Raw genomic sequence first — 25,127 nt, 5'->3', positions numbered from 1 at the left:
TTCTTACATTTTGATCAAAACATGACTCAGACATTACAAATTTATCTTGATGAATGCCAGCGTATCATGACCCGCGCAGGTGAGCCTCTGTCGCCAAAAATGCGCCCGCTTGGCGAGGCCGACTGGCCAGCCGTACTGCAATCTCCCTGCCTGCCTCACGAAGCGCTGATTGCGCTGAAGCACAGCAATACGCCGATGCAGCGGCCTCCGGTGGGCGTTATTGGTCCCCGCGAGGCCACTCAGCAACAGCTTGAAATAGCCTATGCCTTAGGCTCGGGGCTGGCCGAGCTGGGCATTCCGCTGTTATGCGGTGGCCGGAGCGGTGTTATGGAAGCGGCCAGCAAGGGTGCCGCACTCCAGGGAGGCGAGGTCATCGGCCTGCTACCCGATACCCACGCAGAGGCTGCCAACCCCTGGGTCACCCTGCCTATTGCCAGCGGCTTGGGCGAGGCACGCAATGTGCTTATCGCCCGAGCCAGCGTGCTGCTGATCGCCGTTGGCGGAAGCTTGGGCACCCATACCGAGGTAGCCTTTGGTCGTCATTTTAATAAGCCTGTACTCACCTTCCCGGACGCCCCCACTGCTGAAGGCATTACACCTGTCAGCAGCGTAGAGGAAGCCCTGCACCTCACGGCTGCCCACCTATGGGGAGTCACACAACCATCATGAACATATCAACAAACGATCAAAATATTACATTATGGTCATTTATATTTAACCATGGTTAGGGGCCCGACATGCGACTGATCACTTATGGTTACTTGGTTTACTTGTTGGCCCCTATCGTCCTACTGCTCGTAGGCGCTTTCGGCGACCAGTGGAGCAACACGCTGCTACCTGAGGGGTTAACTTGGCGTTGGTTTATCAGCGTATGGGAAGAAACCACCTATCGAAACGCCATGTTGACGACGCTCAAACTGGCCTTAACCACCTGTCTGATCAATATATTATTAGTCGTACCGCTGGTATATGGCGTAACGCTTAAATTCCCTGCTGTGGCTCAGAGCATCACGCGTCTTTTGGTCATGCTGCCCGTAGCCGTTCCCCAATTGGTCATCGGCTTTGCTTTCATTTTGGCTTTTAGTACCGCCATGCTGCCCTGGCTGGGTAGCCCCTGGCTGCTGGTAGCAGGCCATGTGGTGGTTACCTTCCCCTACCTTTTCTACACCGTCTATGCCGATATAGAGGCCTCTCCACTCAAGGCCTATGAACGCATGGCCCAGTCCCTGGGGGCAGCCGAGTGGCAACGTTTTGTGCACCTCTATTTGCCACTGGTATATCGCTCGGTATTCACCGGCAGCTTAACGGTTGCCGCGCTGTCGATTGGCGAGTTTGAGCTGAGCAACCTGATTTCAGGTTTTATGACCCAGCCCTACCCGGTGGTGTTGATCCAAGCGTTTTACCGCACCACGGGCTTCGCCTGTGCCGCAACGCTTTTCCTGCTCTCTCTCGCACTGCTGTTCTCGCTGTTTTCCACCCTGGTGCAGTGGCGGCTGGGCCGATCCTCTTCCCGGGAGTTACCGCAATGATTGCGCTAGAAAACATCCAGTTCCACTACCCCCATAGCAGCGTGGGTGTTCACGACATCAACCTGCAGGTAGAAACGGGCGAATTTCTTGTGGTGGTGGGTGCCAGCGGATCGGGAAAAAGTACGCTTTTACAGCTTATCGCGGGCTTTCTCACCCCGCTTCAAGGGCGCGTTCTGCTTGATCATCAAGATGTTACCCAACTCTCTTGCGGCGAGCGCGGACTGGGAATCGTGCTGCAGGATTATGTGCTCTTCAATCATATGACGGTGCTTGGCAACGTCGCCTACCCGCTTAAGGTGAAAGGTGTTCGGCAAGTAGAGCGCCACCGACGCGCCCGCAAGATCCTCCATGATGTAGGTCTTGAGGCGTTGGAACATTACTACCCTTCCCAGCTTTCCGGCGGCCAGCAGCAGCGCGTGGCCATTGCCCGGGCGCTGGTATTCGAGCCCCGCGCCCTTCTGCTCGATGAACCGTTTTCGGCGCTCGACGCCTCCCGCCGCGAGTCGATGCGCCAGGAGCTCAAGCATATACAGCGTCAATTCGGCGTCACCACGCTGATGATCACCCATGATCAGGAAGAGGCGCTGATGCTGGGCGATCACGTCGCCGTACTTGAGCAGGGCGAACTCCTTCAACACAGCGCGCCCCACCAGCTTTACACGCAGCCTGTGAGTGAAGCCGTAGCACGTTTCATTGGTCGTACTAACTTTATCGACGCTCAGGTAATCAATTCGCAGCGCATTCAAACCGCCGACCTGGGCATCCTGGAAGTGACACCACACGCCTTTACAGTGGGGCAAACCGTGCGCGCCATGATTCGTCCCGAAGCCATTATTGCCAACCCGGTTAGCGATATCGTTAACCGGGTGCCCACCACGCTGGTCGAGCGGCAGTTTCTGGGCGCCCAGCAACGTCACTACCTTCTCTGCGGCACTACCACGTTGTCGCTTGAGTCGGCGTCAACGCCGGATCACATCACTCACGTGGCGCTCCCCCCACTCACATTCATCTCTTCAACCGCTGAGGTACCATCATGCAACGCGCTTTCGCTTATTGCCTACTCTCCGCCCTTAGCCTGCTGCCTTTATCGGCGTATGCGGCCAACACGCTTGACGCTGAGCTCTACGATGGCGAACAGGAACTCTACGAAGCTGCCCAGGAAGAAGGGCTGATTGTATCGTTTGATACCGGCCCGACCTGGGCTAACTGGCAAAGCCAGTTCAATCGTTTCACGGAACGCTACCCGGGTGTTCAAATTGTTTTTAACGACCTGGGCTCGGGTGCCACCGTGGTTGCTTTGGAGCAGGCCCGCAACCGCCCCCAGGCCGATACCGCCTACTACTACGCTTCTTCCGCCATTAATGCGCATGAGAAAGAGCTGTTAAGCCCCTTTACCCCCATCAATTTCGATAGCATTCCAGATGTCTTCAAAGCAGACGCGGGTGAGTGGTTCACGATTCACTCTTTGAACGTGGCCTTTATCGTTAATACCCAGTTAGTTGATGAAGTGCCGCAAAGCTGGGAAGACCTGCTCGATGAGCAGTACCGTAACAGCATTGTGTACCTTGACCCGCGCTCGACCGGGCAAGGCCAAGTCCTCACCCTGGCGGCCAATTATGCGATGGGGGGCGATCTCGATAACTTAACGCCGGGCATCGATTATCTTGCGGAATTGAGCCGCAACGGCAATGTTGCCCGTGTGGTTGGTACCACGCCCTATGCGCAGTTCGTGCGCGGTGAAATTCCTATCTGGATCGGCTATGAAAACGACGGTCTAAAAGCCAGCATTACCGATGGCATGGGCGACAACGCTGCGGTGGTGATCCCCGAAGAGGCTTCAGTGGCAGCGCCGTATGCTATTTCGCTGGTTAAGAACGGCCCGAACCCTAATGCCGGACGGTTGTGGCTGAACTATGTGATGTCGGACGAAGGCCAGCGTACCTTTGCGGAAGGATTTGTTCGCCCTGTCAACGGGGATATCGAGCTGCCCGACACACTGGTTGACGCGCCGCAGATTCGCCCGCTGGATGTACAAAAAGCGTCGAGCATTAGCGCTGATCTAAGCCACCAGTGGACTCAGCACGTCCTTAATCAATAAGGCCACGCCATGCCTCGTCTGCGCTTTTTTACTGTTTTGCCGCTGGTTCTACCCAGCGGCATTATCTATACGCTGTTTTTTATTGTGCCGCTGGCGCTCCTGGTCATCGCAGCACTTGACTCGCCTATCACCACCGGTGCCCGTCTGCTCAGTGAGGGGCTGGTGCTTAAAAGCCTGATGACGAGCGTCGCCTTATCCGCCAGCACCGCGCTGTTCTCGGTCGTCGTCGGCGTTGTGATTGCCGAGTTTCTTTACCACCAGCCAGCGCGCAGGCGCTTTTTCCTGCTTTGGCTGGTCTCGCTCCCGCTGGTGTTCAGCGGCCTGATTGTGGCGTATGGCTTTATCCTGCTATTGGGGCGAGCGGGCTTTATCACTCTGTCCCTGGCATTGATTGGGGTTGACCCCGCGTGGTTTGGCCGCTTTGTGTATACCCCTCAAGGACTGGTATTCGTGTATGCCTACTTCTTGGTACCCCGCGTGGTTCTGGTGATGCTGCCAGTGGTACAAGGGCTCAACCGCCGCCAGTTAGTGATGGCCGAAAGCTTTGGCGCCACTCGTTGGCAGCAGATTCGTGACGTTTACCTACCGCCGTTAATGCCCGCGTTAGTCTCCTCATGGAGCCTATGCGCAGCCGTTGCCTTCGGCGCCTATGGTACCGCTCTGGCGCTTACCGGTTCACAGATCAACCTGCTGCCACTACTGCTTTATAGCAATATTTCCGACGCGGGGTCTGATATGGCGTCCGTAGCTCTTCTCGCGCTGCTGATGATGTGTTGCTGCCTGTTGCTAACCTTTCCAGGTGAGTGGATACGCCGACGTGCTCAGCATCGCTAGCACAGAACTAGGGCGAGGCAGCACACTTGTCCCGCTCTATTCGATGGCAGCTGTTATTTGATGCTAGGCTACCTCTACATACAGTACCTCCCACTCAGACAGCTGCCATGACCCAAACAACCTCCCAAACCCTCACCGTCAGCCAACTCAACCAGCGCGCCAAGCAAACCCTTGAACGCGATGTGGGCGAGGTGTGGGTGGAGGGCGAGCTCTCTAACGTTTCCCGCCCGGCGTCGGGGCATGTCTATTTCACGTTGAAGGATGACCGGGCGCAGATCCGTTGCGCGCTGTTTCGTCAGCGGGCGCGGTTTGTCTCGGCGCCGATGCGCGATGGCGATCAGGTCAAGCTGCGCGGGCGGGTGTCGCTGTTCGAGCCGCGGGGCGATTACCAGCTAATTGCCGATGCTGTGCAGGCGGCGGGCCTGGGAGAACTGCTGGCGGCCTTTGAGCGCTTGAAAGCGCAGTTGGAAGGCGAAGGCGTGTTTGCCAACGCCCGGCCACTGCCCTTCCCGCCCCGCAAGCTGCTGATATTGAGCTCCGCCACCGGGGCGGCCATTCGCGATGTGCTGGCGGTGCTGGAAGCCCGCTGGCCATTGGCGGATGTGACGCTGATTCCGGTGCCGGTACAGGGCGCAGAAGCGGCCCCTGCGATGATATCGGCGCTGGCATTGCTTAACCGTCAGGCGCGATTAGACCCAGAGCGCGATGTGATCTTGATCACTCGCGGCGGCGGTAGCCTGGAAGACCTCTGGGCGTTTAATAACGAGCACTTGGCGCGGGCGATTTTTCACTCCCGGCTACCGGTGATGTCGGCGGTGGGTCACGAGGTGGATGTTACCCTGGCGGATTTCGCCGCGGATATGCGCGCGCCCACCCCATCGGCCGCCGCCGAACGATTAGTGCCGGATCAGAACACCCTCAAGCGCCAGCTGGAGCATCAACACAGCCGCCTGCAGCGGGCCATGCAGGCACGGTTAGAGCGCGACAGCCAGCGGTTAGATACATTACGCGCCAAGCTGCGTCACCCCGGCGAGCAGCTCAACCGCCAGCGCCAGCACTTAACTGCCCTTGATCAGCGCTTAAATCGTGCCATGCAGCAAACGCTGACTCAGCAGAAAGCCCAGGTAGCGCAGTTGAATAGACGCTTAGCCAGCCAGGATATGACGCGGTTGCATCGTGCGGAAAGCGAGCGGGTAAGCCAACTACATCGGCGCTTGGGTGCGGCTATGCAGCGCCAGCTCGAAAGTCGACAGGCGCGATTAACCAGTGCTGCACGGGAGCTCAATGCAGTCAGCCCGCTGGCCGTATTGGGGCGGGGCTATGCGATTGCTCAGGATGAGCAGGGACAAGTCATACGGCGCGCGGAAGATACCCAGCCCGGCCAGAAGCTCAAGCTGCGCCTGGGCGAAGGCAGGCTGAATGTCGAGGTAAAGCGGCGCTTTAAGTAGCGCTGCGCTGGTGAATACCAACGCAAGCGGCTGCTCAAGACCGTTACTACGCTAACGTACTACGCAAAGGTACTACGCTAAGTACTACGCTAAGGTGCCGTGATCGAAAACAGCGCTGGGTTTTCCTGCGCCTCCTTTTGAATAGCGTCGTCAATCGGGGTGTCATAGGTCTTGAGTAAATAGCCCAGTACGGAATAAAAGCCGACCATCGCGATGAGATCAATGACGGCTTTCCGGCCTATCGCTTCCGCCAGCGCTGCTTCCTGCGTCTTGCTCAGGCGGTGCTGGTCCAGCAATGCATCTACCGCGTCGATGATCAAACCGTCTACGCCCGTACTCCGTTGTGGCACGCCGCGAATAGCGTTAATACGCGCTTCGGAAAACCCCAACGCCAGCGCTCGGCTAACGTGGTGCGCCCACTCGTAAGCGGACGCTAGACGAAACCCAGCGCGGAGAATCACCACTTCGGTCAGCTCTGGGCCTAGCGCATTCTCCTTCACCACATGCTGACGAAAAGGCGCCCACGCGGTCAGCAGCGCCGGATGATGCGCCATGGTGCGGTAGACGTTAAGAGCGCCAGCAAATCCTTCGCGCAGCTCCGCGATGTCATCGGGCCAGTCAGCGTCAGCAATCGGTAAGCAGGGAGATGGTTTCATCGGAGAATTCCTTATCGGGTCATTCAGCTATCGCGGCGTCAATGGCCTGGGCAATGCGTTCGATCAGTAGATCAATCTCGGCAGGTTCAATGGTATACGGCGGGGCTAATAACACGTGGTCCCCATAGACACCGCCAATCGTGCCTCCCATTGGGTAGCTGATCAGCCCTCGTGCCATTGCTTGGCGTTTGATCTTGGCGTGGATTTTTCGGGCAGGATCAAAGGGGGTCTTTTGCGCTCGATCGGCAACCAGTTCGATGCCGCGGAACAGCCCCCTTCCCCGAATGTCGCCCACATAGGGGGACTCGCCCAGCGCCGCTTCGAGGCCGCTTTGTAATCGCGCCCCCATGGCGTTCACGTTGGCCAGCGTTGCTGGCCGGGCAATAATCTCCACTACTTTATTGGCGGCGGCGGCAGCGACCGGATGCCCCAAGTACGTATGCCCATGTTGAAAAAGGCCGGAGCCGTTGGCGAAGCTATCAAAAATAGCCGACGACAGCATCACCGCCCCAATCGGCTGATAGCCGCCGCCCAGGCCTTTAGCGATGGTGATAATGTCGGGCGTTATGCCTTCCTGCTCGCAGGCGAACATCGTTCCTGTCCGCCCCATGCCGCACATCACTTCGTCGAGAATCAGCAACACGCCATACTGGTCACAAATCTTGCGGATACGTTTGAAGTAATCCGCCTCCGCGGCCACTGCGCCCAAGGTGGCGCCGACCACCGGTTCGGCCACAAACGCCATCACGCTTTCAGGACCCAGTTCACGTATTTTGGCGTCAAGTTCGTCTGCCAACCGAGCGGCATACGCCTCTGGCGTCTCGTCGTTGCCCTTATCACGGTAGGCGTAGCAGGGCGAGACGTGGTGGGTCTCGGGTAGCAGGGGCTGAAACTGCTGGCGCCGCATGGCATTGCCCCCCGTGGCTAATGCACCAATCGTGTTGCCGTGATAGCTCTGGCGCCTGGCAATAATGTGGCACCGCTGAGGCTCCCCCACTTCCACGTAATACTGGCGCGCCATTTTTAAAGCCGCTTCAACGGCCTCCGACCCACCCGATACCAGGTAGACATGGTTTAACGGCTCAGGCGCCAAATCCACTAGCTTCTCCGCTAGCGCTTCTGCGGCGTCCGTGGTGAAAAAACCGGTATGCGCGTAGCAGAGGTTATCGATTTGATCGCGCATGGCCGCCAGCACTTCCGGGTGAGCGTGCCCCACGCTGGTCACAGCCGCCCCTCCCGACCCGTCTAGGTACTGGCGCCCCTCAGTATCGGTGATATAAACGCCCCGCGCAGAGGCAGCGCGCGGCAGCACCTGCCCAATACTGCGATGAAGAAGTCGCGTCATGGAAGCTTCCCTTTAAAATACCTAGAACCCGATCATCTCGACATACGACGATCTTTATATACGGCTATATCGGCATAAGAGTGGCACGACCTGACGAGATAATGCAACAATCAAATCATATTATTTTATATTAAAACAAATGAATCATTGTTACGATTCAACTTACCCCATGCCCACGCCGTGCTAAGAGGCAAAGCAATATGTCAAAAAGCGACCCGCTAAGAGATCAGATCATTGCGCAGTTCGATACGCTGTCTGCCCAGCTTCAACAGGCAGCGCGCTACTTACTTGAGCACCCGGAAGAGGTGGCGCTGGTGTCGATGCGTGAATTAGCGCGCCATGCGGCGGTACAGCCGGCCACCATGACACGGCTGGCCAAGGTATTGGGGTTTCAAGGCTACAATGATATCCGTACCTACTACGCAGAAACATTGCGCCGAAAAAGCGACGGTTTCGCTGCCAAGGTGCGCCAACACCCCACAGCAGCCGCTGGTACGACGGAAAGCGATATTGCCCATCAGATGCTGCACGGGTTAAGCGTACAACTAACAACACTTTGTGCGCCGGAGACCCTGAAACGCATAACCGCCATGGCCGATAGGTTAGCGGCGGCGAACAAAGTGTATGTCCTCGGCTTACGCTCCAGCCATGTGGTGGCCTGGCATTTTCATTATGTTATGTCGCTGCTCGGCGAGCGCTCTGTCCACCTTGATGGCCCAGCGGGCACCGGGGGCGACGCGCTAATGCGCGCCAAATCTGATGAGGTGGTGCTTATCGTATCCATCAAACCGTATACCGTGGATTCGCTAGCGCTGGCGCAATTGGCAAAAGATAAGGGCTTGGCGATTCTGTCGATCACCGACAGCGAAGTATCACCGCTGGCAGGCATTTCCGAGCAGACGATTTACTGCCCTACGGAGAGCTATAGCTTCTTTCATACCCTGACCCCCGCCTTAGCCATTTCGGAAGTTCTCTGCACGCTACTTGCCGAACGCGACCGCCCTACCGCACTAGACGCCTTGCAGCACGCGGATGACCACCACTTACAGCTTAAAACCTACTCGAATACGCTACCCCGGCGCTCACCTCAAGGGGAGTGATCAATAGGCGAATGCCGACGTTATCTGGCTAGGAAGGTAGGCTAAGGGGAAAAGTAAAAAGGCGCTACAAGCAGTAGCGCCTCTGGCCCAGCCAAGTGTTATTCGCCGTGCCTGGTGCAGCCGTTAGTGACCTTTTTTCTGGTCATCCTTTGATTTCTGGCTGTCGGAATCGGTATTAACGTGATGGGTATCCGGCATTGGATTGGCATCATCGTGGTGATCGTCGCGGTCTTTAGGCGCTTTTTTATCGTGCTCGGAGGCTTGAGTCATCGCTTTTTCCTTATGGTGAGGGTCTGGGTTTCCTTATTGCCCTGGCTATCTCAGCCAACCGGGCTCCTTGAATAGCATGATAAACGCAAAAATGAAGGCTAATAATTTCGCCTCCTATCCAAGCTGCTTTTACTGTAGCGGTTATTGACTAACTTGCAATGCAGCAGCGCGGCGTCCAATCAATCATCTTTTTAAAAATATCCATTTAAAAACAGATAGTTGAATATTTAAAAACGCTTTCAGAGGACCATATTGGTAATCCCAATAACGCTTATGGTTTGCCGCTATCGATTAGCGTTGTTAGCGGCTTTTTGTGCTGGCTTTTTATGCCAAATGTGCTTGCCAAACTGTCTTTGCTAAACCGTTCTTACTAAACCGTTCTTACTAAACCGTCCTTACTAAAGAACAGTGGCCGCATTAAGCGGCCACTGGTTTCACTCATTTTTTATCAGCCACATCAGCAATGTTAGGGCGTGTGGTTAGTCCCCGACCCTTGGGTGTTGCCGGAGGGTGTGCTCGACCCCGCCAAGCCCTGGCTATGTTTCTGGTGGTCATGCTTTTGGTGCTCATGTTTCTGGCCATAGCTCTCAGGTGCAGAGCGCTCAGTTGTGGGCGTTGGGGTGGGTGAGCCTGCAACTCCCGCCTCCTGATGCTGCGGGGCATTTACATTCGCATCGTTAGCGCGATGGGAATCACCTTTAGCAGAAGCAGATTCGGCTTTTTCATGGGCGGATTCCGCTTTTTCATGAACAGTATGCTGAGCCTTATCCGCTTGCGCTTGCCCGGTTTCGGCGGCCTTATGCATAACGCGGTCGCGATACTCACCCATGTACTCATCCTCTTTCTTGGTGGCGGGGAAAATACCGCCTAAGGCGGCACCCAGCGCAAATCCGAGTGCGCCGACCACTAGCGGATGGTCCTGGATAAAATCGGAGGCTTGGCTCACGGACTGGTGAGCACGATGCTCCATATCGTGCATGCGATCGTGAGCACTGTGCTGAAGATGGGATGAAGAATTGCGCATATTATCCCCCATTTGGTGAGCCTTACTGCCCCATTGCTGTGCGGTGTGCTTGGCTTTTTCGCCTAAGTGTTGGGCTTTGCCTTTGGCACCGTCTTTCATGCTGTTGGCACCTTCTTTCGCCCGGCTCATACGGCCTTGACCATCGCTATGGCTTTCTGAACCACCGCTGTAGGTGGGGGTTCCAGCGTTGGGATGCGTGCCTTCATGCACGGGTATACCTGGCGCGCCATGGGAGCCGCTAGTGCCCGATGAAGACTGCCCGCCGGTGTAAAAGCGCTGGTCGATATCAGACGCGTACTGCTGCTTGTGGTGTGGCTCATTTGGGTGACGCTGGGCCAGCATTAACCAGCCAAGACCGGCAGTGGTGACCAGAAACGGCAGCGGGTTCTGCTTAATGGTGGTGCCTAAATTAGACACGAATTCGTTAGCGCCTCCATGGCGAATATACTCATAGGAGGTATTCAACAGCTGCTGAGGAGAGAAGCGCTCTTCGATTTCATGCAGGGTAGAATCAAGGCGCTCGCGCGATTGATTGATATCCTTTTCAATCTCTTCGGGACTGCGCTGATGATCATGATCCGTCATTTCAACTCCTCCTTGACGTTGTGCTGATGCTGTTTCGCCGTTGTTTTGTCGCTTTGCAAACTATGCATCGTACGGCTGGGCATCAAATTACGCGCCTGCAGTTTCTTCTGGCCCGCTTTAAGCATCATCACACCGATAACCGACACAACGACGCCGACAATCAACGCAGAGAGCCACGGTGTGGTCTCGGGCGGAAGCACCTCATTAAGCAGAAAGACTAACGCTGCCAACAGGGTTAAAAAGCCGCCCATCAGTACCGCACCGGCCATCGCAATCGAAGCAATGGCGCCCATTGCTTGATGGGTTTTCTCGGTCATCTCGGTCTTGGCGAGCGCGGCTTCGTTGCGCACCAGCGAGCTAATTTCCTGCATCACCGTCGACAGTAGCGTACCGACCGATGAACTTTGCGACGTGGGTTTGTTATCCGAATCCATTCTGTGCCTCCCTGGCCCTTACGTTAGGGCATTCCATTTTCTCGACCCGATGAACCTAGTGCTCCATTACCGGCAACGGAGCTGCCTGAAAGACTTGATGATTGGCTAACTGGTGACGCCTGCCCGGCAGGTACGTTTTCCTGCATCGGAAGACCCGTTGCGCGCTCGTCGGTGGTATTTGAATAACGTGAGTGCGAATCGTCACTATGCGAGTGCTGGCCAGAACTACGCAGAAAGCGGGAAGCCAAGAAACCAGCGGCAATAACACCACCTATAAACAGCGCGGGTTCGCGGCGGCTAAAACTCTTCGCTTCATTGCAGACGGTGTGTAAATCTTTATCCCGCAAACTATGCGAAAAGCGCTCAGTGGTGTCAGCAAACTTTCGTGCTTGTTTAGAAAAATAAGGCTGCTGCTGATTATCAAACTCGTCGGCCATCTTTTGTAGAACGCCGGTTAGCTTGTGGGACTGATCTGCAGCAGTATCGCGCTGTTGATTAAAATAGCTTTCAGCTTGATGATGGGCCGCATCACTCACCTCATGTGCGGTATCGCGTCCTTGCTGTTTGAGCGACTCCGTTGAGTGGCTTGTCTGGTTGGGTGCGCCTGGATTGGGCTGCTTTCCTTGATCGGTCATCTGTCACTTCCTCCTTGTCGTCTCACTTGTCAGCATCCGTGGTGAAACACAATCAGCGTCACTGCGAATCTATCGAGTGCACCTCATTAACGCTACGACGGTTAATACCTAATACGTTAATAAAATTATGCACTTAGAGAAAATAAGCACCTATCCTAGTGAACTTATCCTCATCCTCCTTAATAGATTGATTACCCTCAAAACATAGTGCTTGATATAGCGCTTATAAAAGTTAGTGCTTTTAAAGCCTAGCTCTTTTAAAATCGAGCACCTCTAAAACCGAGCACCTTTAAAACATAGCGCTCTTTCTATTATTGTCAATTTATGCGCGCCGCCATTTAAAAACCCAACCATTTACTTAACATAGGTTATTTATTTATCAGAATTGGCTTATTAACTTAACGCTTGTTATCGAAACTCAGCTAAATCCCTGAAATCAATAAAAGACCATTCATTAGCGTGGCTTGCTTGTTTCTACGCCTTTGGTCTACGTTAAATGTTGGTGAGTATTCGAGGAGTGAATATTCGCTGTTTTCCTTAGGTGTTAACCATCAATGTTAACCATCAGTCATAAGTAGTAACCATCCGTTTGAACGACACACATCCGTGCTAACAATGGAGTGACCGCACATGAGTGATCATAAGCAACCTCCCCAGCATCAAGATAAGCAGCCGGGCGATGAGTACGCGATGCACCCGGAGCCTGAGTACATACGCGAAAGCTACCGCGGCACTGACAAGCTGTTAGACAAAGTCGCGATTATTACCGGCGGCGACAGCGGCATTGGTCGTGCCGTGGCCGTTCACTATGCCCGCGAGGGCGCGGACTGTACGATTGCCTATTTAGACGAAGATAAAGATGCCGAAGAGACCAAACGGTTAGTCGAAGCGGAAGGCCGCCGCTGCTTGGTATTAAAAGGCGATGTCGCTGAACCAGAATTTTGCCGCGATATTGTTAAGCGCACGCTCGATCACTTCGGTAAGATTAATATTGTGATCAATAATGCCGCGGAGCAGTACGATTGGGGGGATATTACCGAGATCCCCGATGATCAGCTGCTGCGTACGTTTCAGACCAACATTTTCAGCCATTTCTATCTCACTAAATCTGCCCTGCCGCATCTCGACAAGGGCGATACGATCATCTGCACGTCCTCTATCAATGCCTTTAAGGGCAACGATACGCTGATTGATTACACCGCTACCAAAGGCGCTATTCAGGGGTTGGTGCGCTCGCTGGCGATGTCGCTAATGGATCGCGGCATTCGTGTTAATACCGTGGCACCGGGGCCGGTTTGGACACCGCTGATTCCGGCAAGCTTTGACGAGGAGAAGGTAGCGTCCTTTGGCGGCCAAGTGCCGATGAAACGCGCCGGGCAGCCCAGTGAAATGGGGCCTGCGTATGTTTATCTGGCAAGCGAGGAGTCGTCCTACATGAGCGGCCAGACCATGCACTTGAATGGTGGCGTGATTCTTAACACGTAAGTGCTTACCTCAGAGCCAATCTACCAAGGGCGGCTTCGTCGCCCTTACAGACGTATCTTAGCCCCTCAAACTTCCCGTTCGGGAATATTTTCTTCTTCAGCACTACTCCCAAGGCTAAAAATTACCGGACGGGAATAATTACTGGGTTTTGTCCCCAGGCATGGTCTATGATTACCGTACGGTAATTTATTGGACTATTGCTATGACCGCGCCTGTAGAAAATGCTAAACGTATACGCAGCAGTGAAGAGTTAGGCAAGCTGGTTCAACAAGCTCGGCGCGAGCAGTCATTGCTGCAAAGTGATATCGCCGGGCTTGCGGGTACCGGCAACCGCTTTATTGTCGATCTTGAGCGCGGAAAACCCACATTACAACTGCAAAAAGTGCTCGATGTGCTAGATCTAATGGGGTTGGAGGTAGTTATACGTCGTAAGGGTAGTCACCATGACTGACCATAGCGAAGCGCTCGACCTGTTCTGGGGGAAGCTGCATATAGGGCGTTTGCATAATAACCGGCCGCTGCGGTTTGAATATACCCATGAGTGGCTAACTAATAGCCAAGCGAATAGCCTCTCCCCCCAATTACCGCTGACTCAACAGCAACATAGCGGTGATAGTGTGTTGGCGTACTTCGAGAATTTACTGCCTGAGGGTGAGCTACGCCGCTATATTGAGCTACGCCATCACACCACCACTATTTTTGGTCTTTTAAGGTCGATTGGGGGCGATACAGCAAGTGGCTACACCCTGCTCCCGCAAGGTGAAATACCCCAGTCCGCTAGCTATCGCGAAACTCACTGGAAAGCGATCAACGACTTTCTGCATAACGAAAGTCAGGGGGAATTAACGGGACAGCTTGCACCTCAAGCGCGAATTTCATTAGCGGGCGCCCAAAATAAATTGCTGTTAATGATACTCGCCGATGGCAGCCCGGCGCTTCCTGAAGGAGCCGCTCCTTCAAGTCATATTTTGAAACCTGATATTCGTGGTTTGAAAGGGGTTTGGTGCTCGGCACTTAATGAAACGTTCTGCATGCAGTTAGCGTCCACGCTAGAGCTCGGGGTGGCCGAAGCCACTTTCCAACCTGAAACACGCGCTTGTTTGGTCAAGCGCTATGACCGTTTTTACGATAGCCATGGCAACTTACAGCGTTATCACCAGTTAGACGTTTGCCAATTAGCAGGTACGCCTTCCACTCTTAAGTACGAAAGCGATGGTGGGCCCAGCCTCATAGAGTGCCGACAGTTACTTCAGGAGGCGGGCGTCCCGGCAAAGGATTTACTGCGTTTCGTTCAGTGGTTTTTCTTCAATCTGTTTATTGGCAATAACGATAGCCATGCTAAAAATCTTTCTATACTTCAGACGCCACAGGGCATTCAATTAGCGCCTTTTTATGACTTAATGTGCACAACGCTCTATAGCGGTCTCTCAAATCGCTTTGCATTCCAGGTGGCAGGCATTGATAAGCCGGGTAGCATTGAACGCCAGCATCTGGCGTCTCTCGCCCAGACGTTGGGATTTAAACCTGCTTACTTCATGCATATAGGAGCGCGTATCGCCGATGAAATGATCAGCGTTTTGCCTTCTGTCGTAAGAGCACTGCAGGAGTTCGCGATGCCAGGGACTGAGCATGTTTTGTTGGAGCACCTGTCTCAGCGCATTAAGCAAAACTGCCAAAAAATGACCAAACGCTGGATGACTTAAGCACTCGGGCACTCCAACCACTCATTATCTACTGCTCATCTTCTACTACTTACTATTCACCGCGTCCTACCCCGTCAACGTTTTCACCAATACCTTCGATTTACGGGCGTGGTTATAGGTTTCGCGTTTCAGCGGGGGCAGGTCTTCCAGGCTGGCCGCTCGAAAGCCGCGCTCTACAAACCAGTGGGCGGTGTGGGTGGTCAGCACGAACATTTCGTTTAAGCCGCGCTGGCGGGCACGGCGCTCCATGGCTTCCACCAAGCGCTCGCCGCGCTCGCCGCCACGGTAGCTGTCGTGCACGGCTACGCAGGCGAGTTCGGCAATACTGGTATCGGGGAAGACATGCAGCGCGGCGCAGCCGATCACCATGCCGTCGCGCTCGATCACCATGTAATCATCGATTTCGTGCTCCAAGCGCTCGCGGGAGCGGGCGACCAGCATACCCCGCCGCTCTAGCGGCTCCAGCAGTTCCAGCAGGCCGGCCACATCGTTGAGCGTCGCCGGACGCAGCTGTTCGTAGCGGTGCTGGGTGATCATGGTACCCACGCCGTCACGGGTGAACAGCTCACCCAGTAAGGCGTCATGGTTGTGCCAGGAGAGCAGGTGCGTGCGCGCCACGCCTTCCCGTGCGGCGGTGCAGGCGGCCTGTAAATGGCGGGCTAACTCACTGCCAGGAACGGCATTGGTTAAACGCGGCTCGGCTTCTGCTGGCGAGAGTTGGCGCAGCAGTGCGCCGTGCTCATCTTCTAACCCTTCCGACTCACCGAGCAGAATCAGCTTGTCGGCTTTCAGCGCCACGGCGGCGTGCTGGGCGACTTCAGAGGCGTCCAGATCGAACACTTCGCCGGTACTGGAGAAGCCCAGCGGCGGCAGCAGCACCAGCGAGCCTTTTTCCAGCAGGCCTTGAATCGCGCTGGCGCGCACCCGGCGTACTTCACCGCTGTGGTCGAAGTCGATGCCTTCACGCACGCCAAGCGGCTTGGCGGTGACCAGGTTGCCAGAGATGACGCTCAGCTCTACACCGTGTAGCGGCGTGCTGGGTAGGCCTAATGAAAGCCGCGCTTCCAGCCATAGCCGCTGATGGGCGGCGACCTGCTCTACGTGGGCCATGACGGCGCGATCCGCTACCCAGCGACCGTCGATACGCGTGGGCTCAACGCCTGCGGCGGTGAGCGATTCATGCACCTGAGGGCGAATGCCAAACACCACGACTAAGCGCACACCCAGGGTGTGCAACAGGGCCAAATCCTGAATCAGCTGCTCCCCGCGGCCAGACGCCATGGCTTCGCCTTCAATTAAGATGACAAAGGTTCGCCCCCGGTGGGCATTGATGTAGGGGGAGGCGTTACGAAACCAATCAACAAAGGGGAAGCGCGTATCCAAGGGCCGCTCTCCGGCAGCAGGTGAAAGAAACATCAGACGTTTACCACGCCCAATGGGTTACTTTACCAGAGCACGAAAAACAGCGGCACCTTCTAATGCAAATCTGCTCAATCTAATGCAGATAAACATGAAGATGCCGCTGTGATGTTCCCGCTCAGGTACTTCTTAACGTCTTTCGAGCCGTGGCGTACTGCGTTTTATAGGCACTGCTGATTAGCTATTAGCCAACCAGTGGTTAGCCGAACATGCCTTTGAACATAAAGAAGAACAAAATCGCAAGACCGGCACCGGCGGGTAGTGTGATCAGCCACGACATGGCAATCGTACCGATAACCCGCAGGTTCAACGCCGCCATACCGCGTGCAAGCCCCACCCCAAGAATCGCCCCTACCAGTGTGTGGGTAGTGGAAATTGGCAGGCCCGTGCCAGAAGCCAGTACGACCGTGGTGGCCGCCGCCAGCGTGGCAGCAAAACCACGGCTGGGGGTAAGCTCGGTAATACCGGTACCCACGGTCGCGATGACTTTATGGCCGTAGGTGACCAGACCCACAACGATACCGCCGCCGCCGAGTACCAGCACCCACCAAGGCACCAGCGCAGAACCACCAATTTCGCCGCCGGTTTGTACTACGCTGATCACCGCTGCCAGCGGGCCAACCGCATTCGCCACATCGTTTGAACCATGTGCAAAGGCCATGGCACAGGCGGTGAAGATCATCAACACGCCGAACACGCGCTCTACGTTGGCATAGCCGAAGTGATCATTTGCGTTGTGCTCGAACTTGATACGCCGCTGCATAATCAAGCCGATGCCCATAATCACCAACCCCAGCAAGATTGACAGCAGCAGGCTCTGATTAAAGGTTAAGTCCAGCCCCACATGGGACAACCCTTTGGTCAGCGTGACCATCGAAACGATAAAGCCCACCAGAAACACATAGCCCGGCACGTAGCGTTTAGCAGCCGTGAACGGGTTGGCATCTTCAAAAATCAGGTGGTGAACCGATTTAAACAGCAAAAAGCCAATGGTGCCCGCCAGTAAGGGAGAAACCACCCAGCTCGCAGCAATCGTGCCTACGGCGCCCCAATCCACTGTGGAGGGGCCTAACCCTGCGACAGCAAAGCCCACAATCGCGCCGACAATCGAGTGCGTCGTGGAAACCGGCCAACCTTTCATAGACGCGGCAAGCAGCCATGTTCCCGCCGCCAGCAGTGCCGCCAGCATGCCGTATACCAACAGCTGCGGATCATCTTGCAGTAGTTGGGGGTCGATAATACCTTTACGAATCGTATTGGTAACCTCGCCACCGGCTAACCAGGCGCCGAGAAATTCAAAAACAACAGCGATCAAGATCGCTTGTTTGATGGTGATCGCTTTCGACCCCACCGAGGTTCCCATCGCATTGGCGACATCATTCGCACCAACGCCCCAGGCCATAAAGAAGCCAAACAAACAGGCCAGGATAATGAAGATTTCACCGTACTGGGCAATAATCAGCATGAAGATCCCCTTAGCGGGCGGTCAGTATCTGCAGACGGCTACCCACACGCTCAGCGCGATCAGATAGTTCGCCAACCCATTCAATGATTTTGTAGAGGAAGATCACGTCCACAGGCGGTAACTGGCTCTCAAGCGAGAACAGTTGGCGACGGATCGTCACTTGTTGATCGTCGGCTTGGTGCTCAAGGGTGTGCAGTTCACGGATCATGTTCTGCATGACGTCGGAGACGTTTTTTCCAAAGCCGGACTCAAGCAGATCCTTGAGTTCTTCCAGTGCCTGGCGGGCTTGGGCAACACAAGCAACACTGGTACGGATGTAATCGCGCATTGCATCGGCCAGTTCATCCGGCACGCGCATTTTACGCCCTAACATAATGCCGGTAATGTCACGCACCTTGTTGGCGATCTTGTCCTGCACGCTGATCAAATCAAGCAGATCGGAGCGCGACACCGGAAGAAACATGGTGTTGGGCAGGTTCAACCGCAGCTCTGTTTTCAGCGTATCGGCGTCATGCTCTAAGCGGGTGACGTTTTCGCGCAGTTCAGCCGCTTTGTCCCAGTCATCAGCCAGCGTTGCTTCAAAAAACGGCAACAGCTGATCGGCACATTCATTGGCCTTGACGATATGGGCCAATAACGGCTGGAATGGCGAGCGGCCAAACATCGAAGAAAAAGGATTGGAGGTAACCATAATGCCTTTTAGCCTGTTTTCGGGAAGCCTGGAAATGGCGGCGGCGCCAGTATAAAGAGTGCGCCCGCCGCCGTCATGAAAAGTTCATAAATGTAATCAAATATTCATTTAAATGTCACGATAACGAGGTGGCGAGCGTCATGAAAAACCTAAACCCCATGGAAGTGGAACTTAAACTGGCCCTTGCCCCTGCAGGGCCTGCGGCGCTTACGCAACACCCGCATCTCGCCTCATACCCTGCGCGTAAACAGTCGCTGACTAACACCTACTTTGATACCCCCCAGGGCGATCTGGCCAAAGCACGTATTGCGCTGCGCTTGCGTCAGGTAGACGGCCAAGTGCTACAAACGGTGAAAACCGCAGGCCAGGGCGGCGGTGGGCTCTCGCAACGAGAAGAGTGGGAGTGGCAGGTTTCAGGGCCAGAGCTGGACCTCGAATCCATCGCCAAGCTCCCCCCTTTTCAAGGGGAGCTAAGCGGTGTGCTAGACGCCCTCGCCCCCCAACTCAGCACCGATTTCACGCGGCGCAGCTGGCAGCTAACCGATGGCTTAGTAACCCCAGGTTCAACCAACCAGCGCAGTCATATTGAGCTGGTACTGGATGAAGGTGAAATTATCAGCGGTGGCTACCGCACACCCATCCGCGAGGTAGAACTGGAATTAAAGGACGGCGACCCGGAAGCACTGTGGACATTGGCACTGACACTTTCAGAACAGGTACCGCTGCGCCCTTCAGATAGCAGCAAAGCATCTCGGGGCAATGCACTTAGTAACCAGCACTGGCCACTTCCCGAGGCGCACTCCCCGGCTGAGTGGCTACATCGCGCAACGCTGGCGCTGGATGCCTACCACGACAGCCAGCAGGCAAGCTTTCTAAGCGATGCCCAACAGGCGTTAGCCAGCCTCGCCGACCACCCCGCGCTGGATGCCGATGCCCGCGTGTACGCTCAGGCGTTACCCGGCGGCTTAGATGCCCATGGTCAGCCCAGCACGGCTTACGGTAACGCTGCGTTGGCACTGGCCCATCGCTTGGCGTACCAAACCGAGCTACGCTAACGGCTTAATGCTATTTCAGGACTGTTTTTAAGGACCGTATTGAGGCCCACTTCAGGATGATGCGATGAATTTAAACTTAACCCCCGGTGCGGAAGGCCTACGCGCTCAACTGTTTCATATTATTTTCGAATCCGACACACCGGGCGCTAAAGCCTTTGATATTGCCTTGATCGGGGCTATTTTGTTGAGTGTCGCGGTCATCCTGTTGGGTAGTATCGAGATTTACGCCGAACGCTACGGGCCCATTTTCTTCTACATCGAGTGGGCATTAACGATACTGTTCAGCTTAGAGTTACTAGTTCGCATTTACTGCCTTGAACGCCCCATGCTCTATCTAAAAAGCTTTTATGGGATCGTCGACTTAATCGCTATTTTACCTACTTGGCTAGTGCTACTGGTCCCTGGCGCTCATGGGCTGGTGATTGTTCGCTTGCTGCGAGTGCTGCGTATTTTCCGTATTTTGCGACTCATGGAATTTGTTGGCGAAGCCAGCCTGCTACTCGACGCGTTAAAACGCAGCCTGCGTCAAATACTGCTGTTTTTCTCTGCCATTTTCATGGTGGTCACGCTGTTCGCGGCGTTGATGTACACCATTGAATCACCGGAAGCGGGCTTCACCAGTATTCCTATGTCGATGTACTGGGCGATCGTTAGCATGACCACCGTGGGCTACGGCGACATCGTCCCCGCCACCGCGTTGGGTAAAGCGATTACAATGATCCTGATGCTGCTGGGCTACTCGATTATTGCTGTGCCCACCGGGGTATTCTCCGCTCAGGTGATCCGCTCAATACGCGAGGATCGTTACTCGGAGGAAGCCTGCCCCGGCTGCGGTTACGACCGCCATGAGAAGCGGGCCCGTTACTGCCTGCGCTGCGGCACTTGGCTAGACGAAGACAGCGAAGACCCGCGTAAAAAAGACGATAAAGATGAGTCCGCTTCTGACTAGCTTGCGCCTAACGCTAAGCCTGGAAGGGCGTGATATCACCGCGTCCTTCGCGAATGATTTTAGGCGGCAGCTCGCGCAGGTCGATAACGCTGGTGGGGTCTAGATGGCAAGCGCCGCCATCGATAATGGCATCCAGATGCGCGCCAAAACGCTCGCGGATCTCCTCCGGGTCGTTCATGGGAAAATCATCGCCCACCGGAATGAGCGTCACGCTCATCAACGGCTCCCCCAAGGCTGCCAGCAACGCATGCGTAATGCGGTGATCCGGCACACGTACACCAATGGAGCGGCGTTTGGGGTGCAACAATAGCCGCGGCACTTCTGAAGTAGCATCCAAGATATAGGTGTACGGCCCCGGCGTATGCGCTTTCAACAACCGGAAAACGTCGTTATCCACCTTAGCGTAGGTGCCGATCTCTGATAAATCGGAGCACACCAAAGTGAAGTTGTGTTTATCGTCCAGTGAACGCAGCCATTTAATCTTCTCAATGGCTTTCTTCTCACCCAGGTGGCAGCCCAAGGCATAGCCTGAATCGGTGGGGTAAGCCACTACGCCGCCTTTACGAATGATTGCAATCGCCTGATCAATCAGCCGCTTTTGCGGGTTTTCCGGGTGAATCTGGAAATATTGGCTCATAAAACTACTCCTTTCATAGCTCACTGTCTTAGCGGTTCCTACAGCATAGCTGACCATAGCTGGTGATAACTTAAGCTGACGAGAACTTAAGCTAACGAAAACTTAGCCATTCGCTAACAGACCGGGGGCGGCATCGCGTAGATGCACCAAGCGCGGATGCTGCCATATCGGGGGCGCTGCCGTGCGCGATACCAAGCTCATACTGCCGGGTGCTGCATGGCTGCCGGGAAAGTGAAAGTCGCTGCCCAAGGAAGCGTATAACTCACGCTCGACCAGCTGGCGCGCCAAGTCACGGGTGCTATCCGGGTTCTGCTGGCCGCTAACCAGCTCAACCGCTTGGCCGCCCGCCGCCTGGAAGGTATCCATCAACAGCCCACGCTTGCGTCGAGTAAGTCCATGGCGCAATGGATGGGCGATCACGGCAACGCCGCCTGATTCCACAATCCAGCTCACGGCTTCGCTGATTTCCGGCCAGTGGGCTTTGACATCGCCCTTCTTGCCGCTGCCCAGGTAGCGCTTAAAGGCACTTGCCCAGTCGGGCACCACTCCTTCAGCTACCAAGGCACGGGCAAAATCCGGGCGGCCTAGGGGGCGGTCGCTGCCTGCGTGAAGGCGCGCTTTTTCTAGGGCGTCGGGTAAGCCTACTTTTTCCAGTCGTTCGGCAATGACTTCCGCACGCTGGATACGCGCCTCACGCTGCTGAATCAAGCCTTCCACCATCGGCCCCTGCAAGCCGCCGGGCATCAGCGCCACGACATGAATATTGACTCCTTGCCAGCGTGTGGATAACTCACAGCCGGGGATAAGACACAGCCCTGCTTGCTCGGCGGCGCGGCCCGCTTCTTCAATGCCGTCCATGGTATCGTGATCGGTAAGCGACATATGCGTCAGCCCGCGCTCGGCGCACAGTGTTACCAGCTCAGTGGGCGATAGCGCGCCATCAGAAGCAGTGGAGTGCATGTGCAAATCAACCGGGTAACGCTGATCGGCATCAAAGGTATAAGGAAGTCGAGACATAAGCATGACGCCGTGTGAGCAGTTTGTCAGAATGCGCTTTTCAGCTGTGAATAAATCGTTCGCTATGGGTAAGATATGGTGCGCGCATCTGTCTGCGCGGTCAATGAACGCTCACTTTTCATCCCCTTCTTTTCAAGGAGTTATATCCACATGCTATACGCCATTATGAGTGAAGACGTGCCCAATAGCTTAGAGCGTCGTTTAGCGGCTCGCCCTGATCACCTCGCCCGCCTGGAAGCGCTGCGTGACGAAGGCCGGATAGTGTTAGCTGGCCCTCACCCTGCCATCGACGCTGAAAATCCCGGCGATGCTGGCTTTTCCGGCAGCTTGGTCGTGGCGGAGTTTGAGAGCCTGGAAGAGGCTAATGCATGGGCGGATGCCGACCCATACATGATTGCGGGGGTCTATGCCAAGGTAATTGTTAAGCCGTTCAAGAAAGTTTTGCCTTGACCCCAATAGGCGAGTGTGGAGGGTCCGCCCGCTTTTTCACAGAGCCTGTGGAAAACTCTGTGCAAACCCGGCGGACGCTTTGCGCTAAGCCAGAGCCAGCGCCGACGGCGACAAATTGATCATTTTTTAACCACTTCTTCATTAAACGGATATCTGCGTGACCCAACGTTCAAATGCTTTGCCTGCCCTCGCGGCGTTAACCACGCCTCTACTTACCTGGAACGAGGGAGCACCCCACGCAACCGCATTTGATGACATCTATTTCACCCGTGGCGATGGGCGCGCTGAAACCGAACATGTTTTTCTGGGTGCCAACCATCTTCCCCAGCGCTTTGCTGAGTGGAAAGCAGCAAGGCCGTTCGTCATTGGTGAAACCGGCTTTGGTACCGGGCTGAACATACTCTGCGCTTGGGCTTGTTTTGAGCAGCATGCAGCGCCCAATGCGCGGCTGCACCTGTTATCCACAGAGAAGTTTCCTCTTGAGCATGAGGCGCTGGAACAGGCGCTTAGTGCTTGGCCTTCGCTAGCGGCTTATGCACAGGTGCTATGCGCCCAGTGGTCCGCTGCCGTGAGCGGCATTCACCGCCTGCACTTAACCGAGCGCGTCACGCTTGACCTGCATTTCGGCGATACCACTGAGCGCCTGGAGCAATTAGATGGCCAAGTCGACGCCTGGTTTTTAGACGGTTTTGCGCCTTCTAAAAACCCCGATATGTGGCAGCCAGCGCTATTTAACGCCATGGCCGCTCGTTCACGCCCCGGCGCGACATTCGCCACCTTTACCTGCGCTGGTATCGTCAAACGGGGATTAAAAGCCGCAGGCTTTAGCTGGAAGAAAGTGCCAGGCTATGGTCGCAAGCGGGAAATGCTCGCGGGCAGTATCGAAACGCCGCCTGTGGAGCAGCGCCGCCAGGCAACGCCCTGGTTTACCCCGCCGCCCGTGGCGGCTGTAAAGCACGTTGCGATAGTCGGTGCTGGGCTGGCGGGCAGCACGATGGCGGCAGCGTTAGCGCGGCGCGGTATTCAGGTAACGGTTGTTGAGCGCGAAGCCCCCGGCGCGGGCGGCTCAGGCAATCGCCAGGGCGCGCTGTATGTAAAGCTGGCTGCCGAGACTAATCACCAGAGCCGTGTTTACCTTGCCGGGCTGCTGTACAGCCAGCGCTGGCTTACCCAACAGCTATCCACACAGTCGTTGTCCACATCCCCTTTATGGCAGCCCTGCGGCGTGGTGCAGTTGGCGAGTAGTGATAAAGAAGCGCGCCGCCAGCAGCGTTTTATTGAACAACACCCGCTGCCCAGCGACGTTGTCACTGCGCTAAACAACCCGGCGCTAAGCGAAGCAGCGGCCATGCCCATTGACGCACCCCATGGGCTGTTTTACCCACAGGCGGGATGGGTTCAGCCCAAGGCACTATGTGAGCACTTACTTAGTCAGCCAGGAGTGACTTTCCAGCAGGGTGACGTTAGCTCCCTTACCCGCACAGCCGCCGGGTGGCAGCTCAATCTAGATGATGCCAGCACGCTTAATGTCGATCAGGTGGTGATTGCCAGTGCGCATTTGGCTAACCGCTTTGCGCAAACCAGCGAACTGCCGCTGCAGTCGGTCCGCGGCCAGATTAGCGAGCTAAAACTACCCGATGGGGTAGCAGGCCCAACCCGCGTGATATGCGCCGGAGGCTATGTAGCGCCTGCTCTGGATGGCGTGCTGACGTTTGGCGCCAGCTTTGTACCCAATAACGCCACCACCGATGTAACCGCCGACGATCATCAACGCAATATTGATGAGCTGCGTCAGACATTGCCCAACTTAGTCGCCGAGCTGCAAAAAGCCGGTAGTGAATTAACGCCTGAACACCTTCAAGGTCGCGCGGCGGTGCGTGCGGCCAGCCCTGACAAAACCCCTTATGCCGGGCCTGTGCCGGTAGCAGAGGCGTGGCAGGCCGACTATGCGCGGCTAGCTAAAGATGCCACTCGGGTGCCAGAGACGCCAGGCGAGCACTACCCAGGCCTGTGGATATCGACGGCTCATGGCTCACGCGGGCTAGCCAGCGCGCCGCTATGCGCCGAGGTGATTGCTTCAAGAATGTGCGATGAACCGATGCCGCTGGAAGCGCCCCTGGTCGATCACCTGCACCCAGGGCGACGCATTATCAGCGCAATTATTCGGGGCGAGAACGCTCAATAGGCAAGCTTGAGATTGCCGCGTCGCTACGCTCCTCACAATGACAGGACTCGATGCTTCAGCTAAATGTCATCGCGAGCGAAGCGCGGCGATCTCGGATTTGCCTGCCACTGCCA

General features: G+C 55.6%; 25 protein-coding genes. 14 read left to right on the top strand and 11 right to left on the bottom strand.

Annotated features, from left to right (window positions below; genetic code table 11):
• Positions 1-21: 21 nt before the first annotated feature.
• From ACXUPB_RS03895 to xseA, 6 genes are all read left to right on the top strand, one after another.
• Complete coding sequence (locus ACXUPB_RS03895) at positions 22-669, top strand: SLOG cluster 4 domain-containing protein (RefSeq protein WP_179916688.1); 648 nt, start codon at positions 22-24, stop codon at positions 667-669.
• 68 nt (positions 670-737) lie between these two features.
• A complete protein-coding gene (locus ACXUPB_RS03890) occupies positions 738-1,529 on the top strand; it encodes an ABC transporter permease (protein WP_179916687.1) in 792 nt (263 codons plus the stop codon).
• A complete protein-coding gene (locus ACXUPB_RS03885; RefSeq protein ID WP_472955470.1) occupies positions 1,526-2,701 on the top strand; it encodes an ABC transporter ATP-binding protein in 1,176 nt (391 codons plus the stop codon). Before ACXUPB_RS03890 ends, ACXUPB_RS03885 begins: the two co-directional genes overlap by 4 nt.
• The gene (locus tag ACXUPB_RS03880) at positions 2,605-3,627 is read left to right on the top strand and encodes an extracellular solute-binding protein (RefSeq protein ID WP_472956686.1); all 1,023 of its coding nucleotides are present in this window, start codon (positions 2,605-2,607) and stop codon (positions 3,625-3,627) included. The genes ACXUPB_RS03885 and ACXUPB_RS03880 overlap by 97 nt, the downstream gene beginning before the upstream one ends.
• Positions 3,628-3,636: 9 nt before the next feature.
• Entirely contained in the window at positions 3,637-4,461 is an 825-nt protein-coding gene (locus ACXUPB_RS03875) for an ABC transporter permease (protein ID WP_179916684.1), read from the top strand.
• Between the two features lie 107 nt (positions 4,462-4,568).
• Positions 4,569-5,909 carry an exodeoxyribonuclease VII large subunit gene (xseA, locus tag ACXUPB_RS03870; protein ID WP_179916683.1) on the top strand — a complete coding sequence of 447 codons (1,341 nt, stop codon included), beginning with the start codon at positions 4,569-4,571 and terminating at the stop codon, positions 5,907-5,909.
• A gap of 89 nt (positions 5,910-5,998) precedes the next feature.
• On the opposite strand, the gene ACXUPB_RS03865 is transcribed toward xseA, so the two are convergent.
• Positions 5,999-6,565, bottom strand: coding sequence for a carboxymuconolactone decarboxylase family protein (locus tag ACXUPB_RS03865; RefSeq protein WP_179916682.1), 567 nt, complete (start codon positions 6,563-6,565; stop codon positions 5,999-6,001).
• A gap of 19 nt (positions 6,566-6,584) precedes the next feature.
• Entirely contained in the window at positions 6,585-7,910 is a 1,326-nt protein-coding gene (locus ACXUPB_RS03860) for an aspartate aminotransferase family protein (RefSeq protein ID WP_472955467.1), read from the bottom strand.
• A gap of 200 nt (positions 7,911-8,110) precedes the next feature.
• On the opposite strand from ACXUPB_RS03860, the gene ACXUPB_RS03855 reads away from it, so the two are divergent.
• The gene (locus ACXUPB_RS03855; RefSeq protein WP_035564378.1) at positions 8,111-9,010 is read left to right on the top strand and encodes a MurR/RpiR family transcriptional regulator; all 900 of its coding nucleotides are present in this window, start codon (positions 8,111-8,113) and stop codon (positions 9,008-9,010) included.
• A 123-nt stretch (positions 9,011-9,133) separates the two neighbouring features.
• Here ACXUPB_RS03855 and ACXUPB_RS03850 read toward each other — a convergent pair whose 3' ends face one another.
• The 4 genes from ACXUPB_RS03850 to ACXUPB_RS03835 form a co-directional block, all read right to left on the bottom strand.
• Positions 9,134-9,280, bottom strand: coding sequence for a hypothetical protein (locus ACXUPB_RS03850; protein WP_179916680.1), 147 nt, complete (start codon positions 9,278-9,280; stop codon positions 9,134-9,136).
• A gap of 466 nt (positions 9,281-9,746) precedes the next feature.
• Positions 9,747-10,889 carry a DUF3618 domain-containing protein gene (locus ACXUPB_RS03845; protein WP_179916679.1) on the bottom strand — a complete coding sequence of 381 codons (1,143 nt, stop codon included), beginning with the start codon at positions 10,887-10,889 and terminating at the stop codon, positions 9,747-9,749.
• Positions 10,886-11,323 carry a phage holin family protein gene (locus tag ACXUPB_RS03840; RefSeq protein ID WP_008959026.1) on the bottom strand — a complete coding sequence of 146 codons (438 nt, stop codon included), beginning with the start codon at positions 11,321-11,323 and terminating at the stop codon, positions 10,886-10,888. The genes ACXUPB_RS03845 and ACXUPB_RS03840 overlap by 4 nt, the downstream gene beginning before the upstream one ends.
• A gap of 23 nt (positions 11,324-11,346) precedes the next feature.
• Complete coding sequence (locus tag ACXUPB_RS03835) at positions 11,347-11,958, bottom strand: hypothetical protein (RefSeq protein ID WP_035564381.1); 612 nt, start codon at positions 11,956-11,958, stop codon at positions 11,347-11,349.
• A 630-nt stretch (positions 11,959-12,588) separates the two neighbouring features.
• Here ACXUPB_RS03835 and ACXUPB_RS03830 point away from each other — a divergent pair.
• The 3 genes from ACXUPB_RS03830 to ACXUPB_RS03820 all read left to right on the top strand — a co-directional run bounded on the left by ACXUPB_RS03830 (position 12,589) and on the right by ACXUPB_RS03820 (position 15,146).
• On the top strand, positions 12,589-13,443 hold the full coding sequence (locus ACXUPB_RS03830) for an SDR family oxidoreductase (protein WP_035564383.1): 855 nt from the start codon (positions 12,589-12,591) through the stop codon (positions 13,441-13,443).
• Positions 13,444-13,645: 202 nt separating this feature from the next.
• Complete coding sequence (locus ACXUPB_RS03825; protein WP_035564802.1) at positions 13,646-13,894, top strand: helix-turn-helix domain-containing protein; 249 nt, start codon at positions 13,646-13,648, stop codon at positions 13,892-13,894.
• Positions 13,887-15,146 carry a HipA domain-containing protein gene (locus ACXUPB_RS03820; protein WP_472955463.1) on the top strand — a complete coding sequence of 420 codons (1,260 nt, stop codon included), beginning with the start codon at positions 13,887-13,889 and terminating at the stop codon, positions 15,144-15,146. Before ACXUPB_RS03825 ends, ACXUPB_RS03820 begins: the two co-directional genes overlap by 8 nt.
• Before the next feature lie 66 nt (positions 15,147-15,212).
• On the opposite strand, the gene argA is transcribed toward ACXUPB_RS03820, so the two are convergent.
• From argA to ACXUPB_RS03805, 3 genes are all read right to left on the bottom strand, one after another.
• Complete coding sequence (argA, locus tag ACXUPB_RS03815; RefSeq protein WP_035564805.1) at positions 15,213-16,529, bottom strand: amino-acid N-acetyltransferase; 1,317 nt, start codon at positions 16,527-16,529, stop codon at positions 15,213-15,215.
• A gap of 235 nt (positions 16,530-16,764) precedes the next feature.
• Entirely contained in the window at positions 16,765-18,030 is a 1,266-nt protein-coding gene (locus tag ACXUPB_RS03810) for an inorganic phosphate transporter (protein WP_035564385.1), read from the bottom strand.
• A gap of 10 nt (positions 18,031-18,040) precedes the next feature.
• Positions 18,041-18,721, bottom strand: coding sequence for a TIGR00153 family protein (locus ACXUPB_RS03805; RefSeq protein WP_035564387.1), 681 nt, complete (start codon positions 18,719-18,721; stop codon positions 18,041-18,043).
• A 140-nt stretch (positions 18,722-18,861) separates the two neighbouring features.
• Here ACXUPB_RS03805 and ACXUPB_RS03800 point away from each other — a divergent pair, with 140 nt between their 5' ends.
• Positions 18,862-19,776 carry a CYTH domain-containing protein gene (locus tag ACXUPB_RS03800; RefSeq protein ID WP_472955461.1) on the top strand — a complete coding sequence of 305 codons (915 nt, stop codon included), beginning with the start codon at positions 18,862-18,864 and terminating at the stop codon, positions 19,774-19,776.
• Positions 19,777-19,840: 64 nt separating this feature from the next.
• Positions 19,841-20,725: an ion transporter gene (locus ACXUPB_RS03795; RefSeq protein WP_472955459.1), complete on the top strand. Its 885-nt coding sequence runs from the start codon at positions 19,841-19,843 to the stop codon at positions 20,723-20,725.
• Between the two features lie 13 nt (positions 20,726-20,738).
• On the opposite strand, the gene ACXUPB_RS03790 is transcribed toward ACXUPB_RS03795, so the two are convergent.
• Positions 20,739-21,362 (bottom strand): L-threonylcarbamoyladenylate synthase, encoded by a 624-nt coding sequence (locus ACXUPB_RS03790; protein ID WP_035564393.1) that lies wholly within the window; start codon positions 21,360-21,362, stop codon positions 20,739-20,741.
• Positions 21,363-21,464: 102 nt separating this feature from the next.
• Complete coding sequence (locus ACXUPB_RS03785; RefSeq protein WP_472955457.1) at positions 21,465-22,379, bottom strand: PHP domain-containing protein; 915 nt, start codon at positions 22,377-22,379, stop codon at positions 21,465-21,467.
• A 150-nt stretch (positions 22,380-22,529) separates the two neighbouring features.
• On the opposite strand from ACXUPB_RS03785, the gene ACXUPB_RS03780 reads away from it, so the two are divergent.
• Positions 22,530-22,829: a YciI family protein gene (locus tag ACXUPB_RS03780; protein WP_035564396.1), complete on the top strand. Its 300-nt coding sequence runs from the start codon at positions 22,530-22,532 to the stop codon at positions 22,827-22,829.
• A 157-nt stretch (positions 22,830-22,986) separates the two neighbouring features.
• A complete protein-coding gene (gene mnmC / locus ACXUPB_RS03775; protein ID WP_472955455.1) occupies positions 22,987-25,014 on the top strand; it encodes a bifunctional tRNA (5-methylaminomethyl-2-thiouridine)(34)-methyltransferase MnmC2/FAD-dependent 5-carboxymethylaminomethyl-2-thiouridine(34) oxidoreductase MnmC1 in 2,028 nt (675 codons plus the stop codon).
• Positions 25,015-25,127 lie beyond the last annotated feature (113 nt).

The organism is Vreelandella sp. DA03-1M (assembly GCF_055725665.1).
This window is presented reverse-complemented; position numbering and strand designations above follow the sequence as displayed.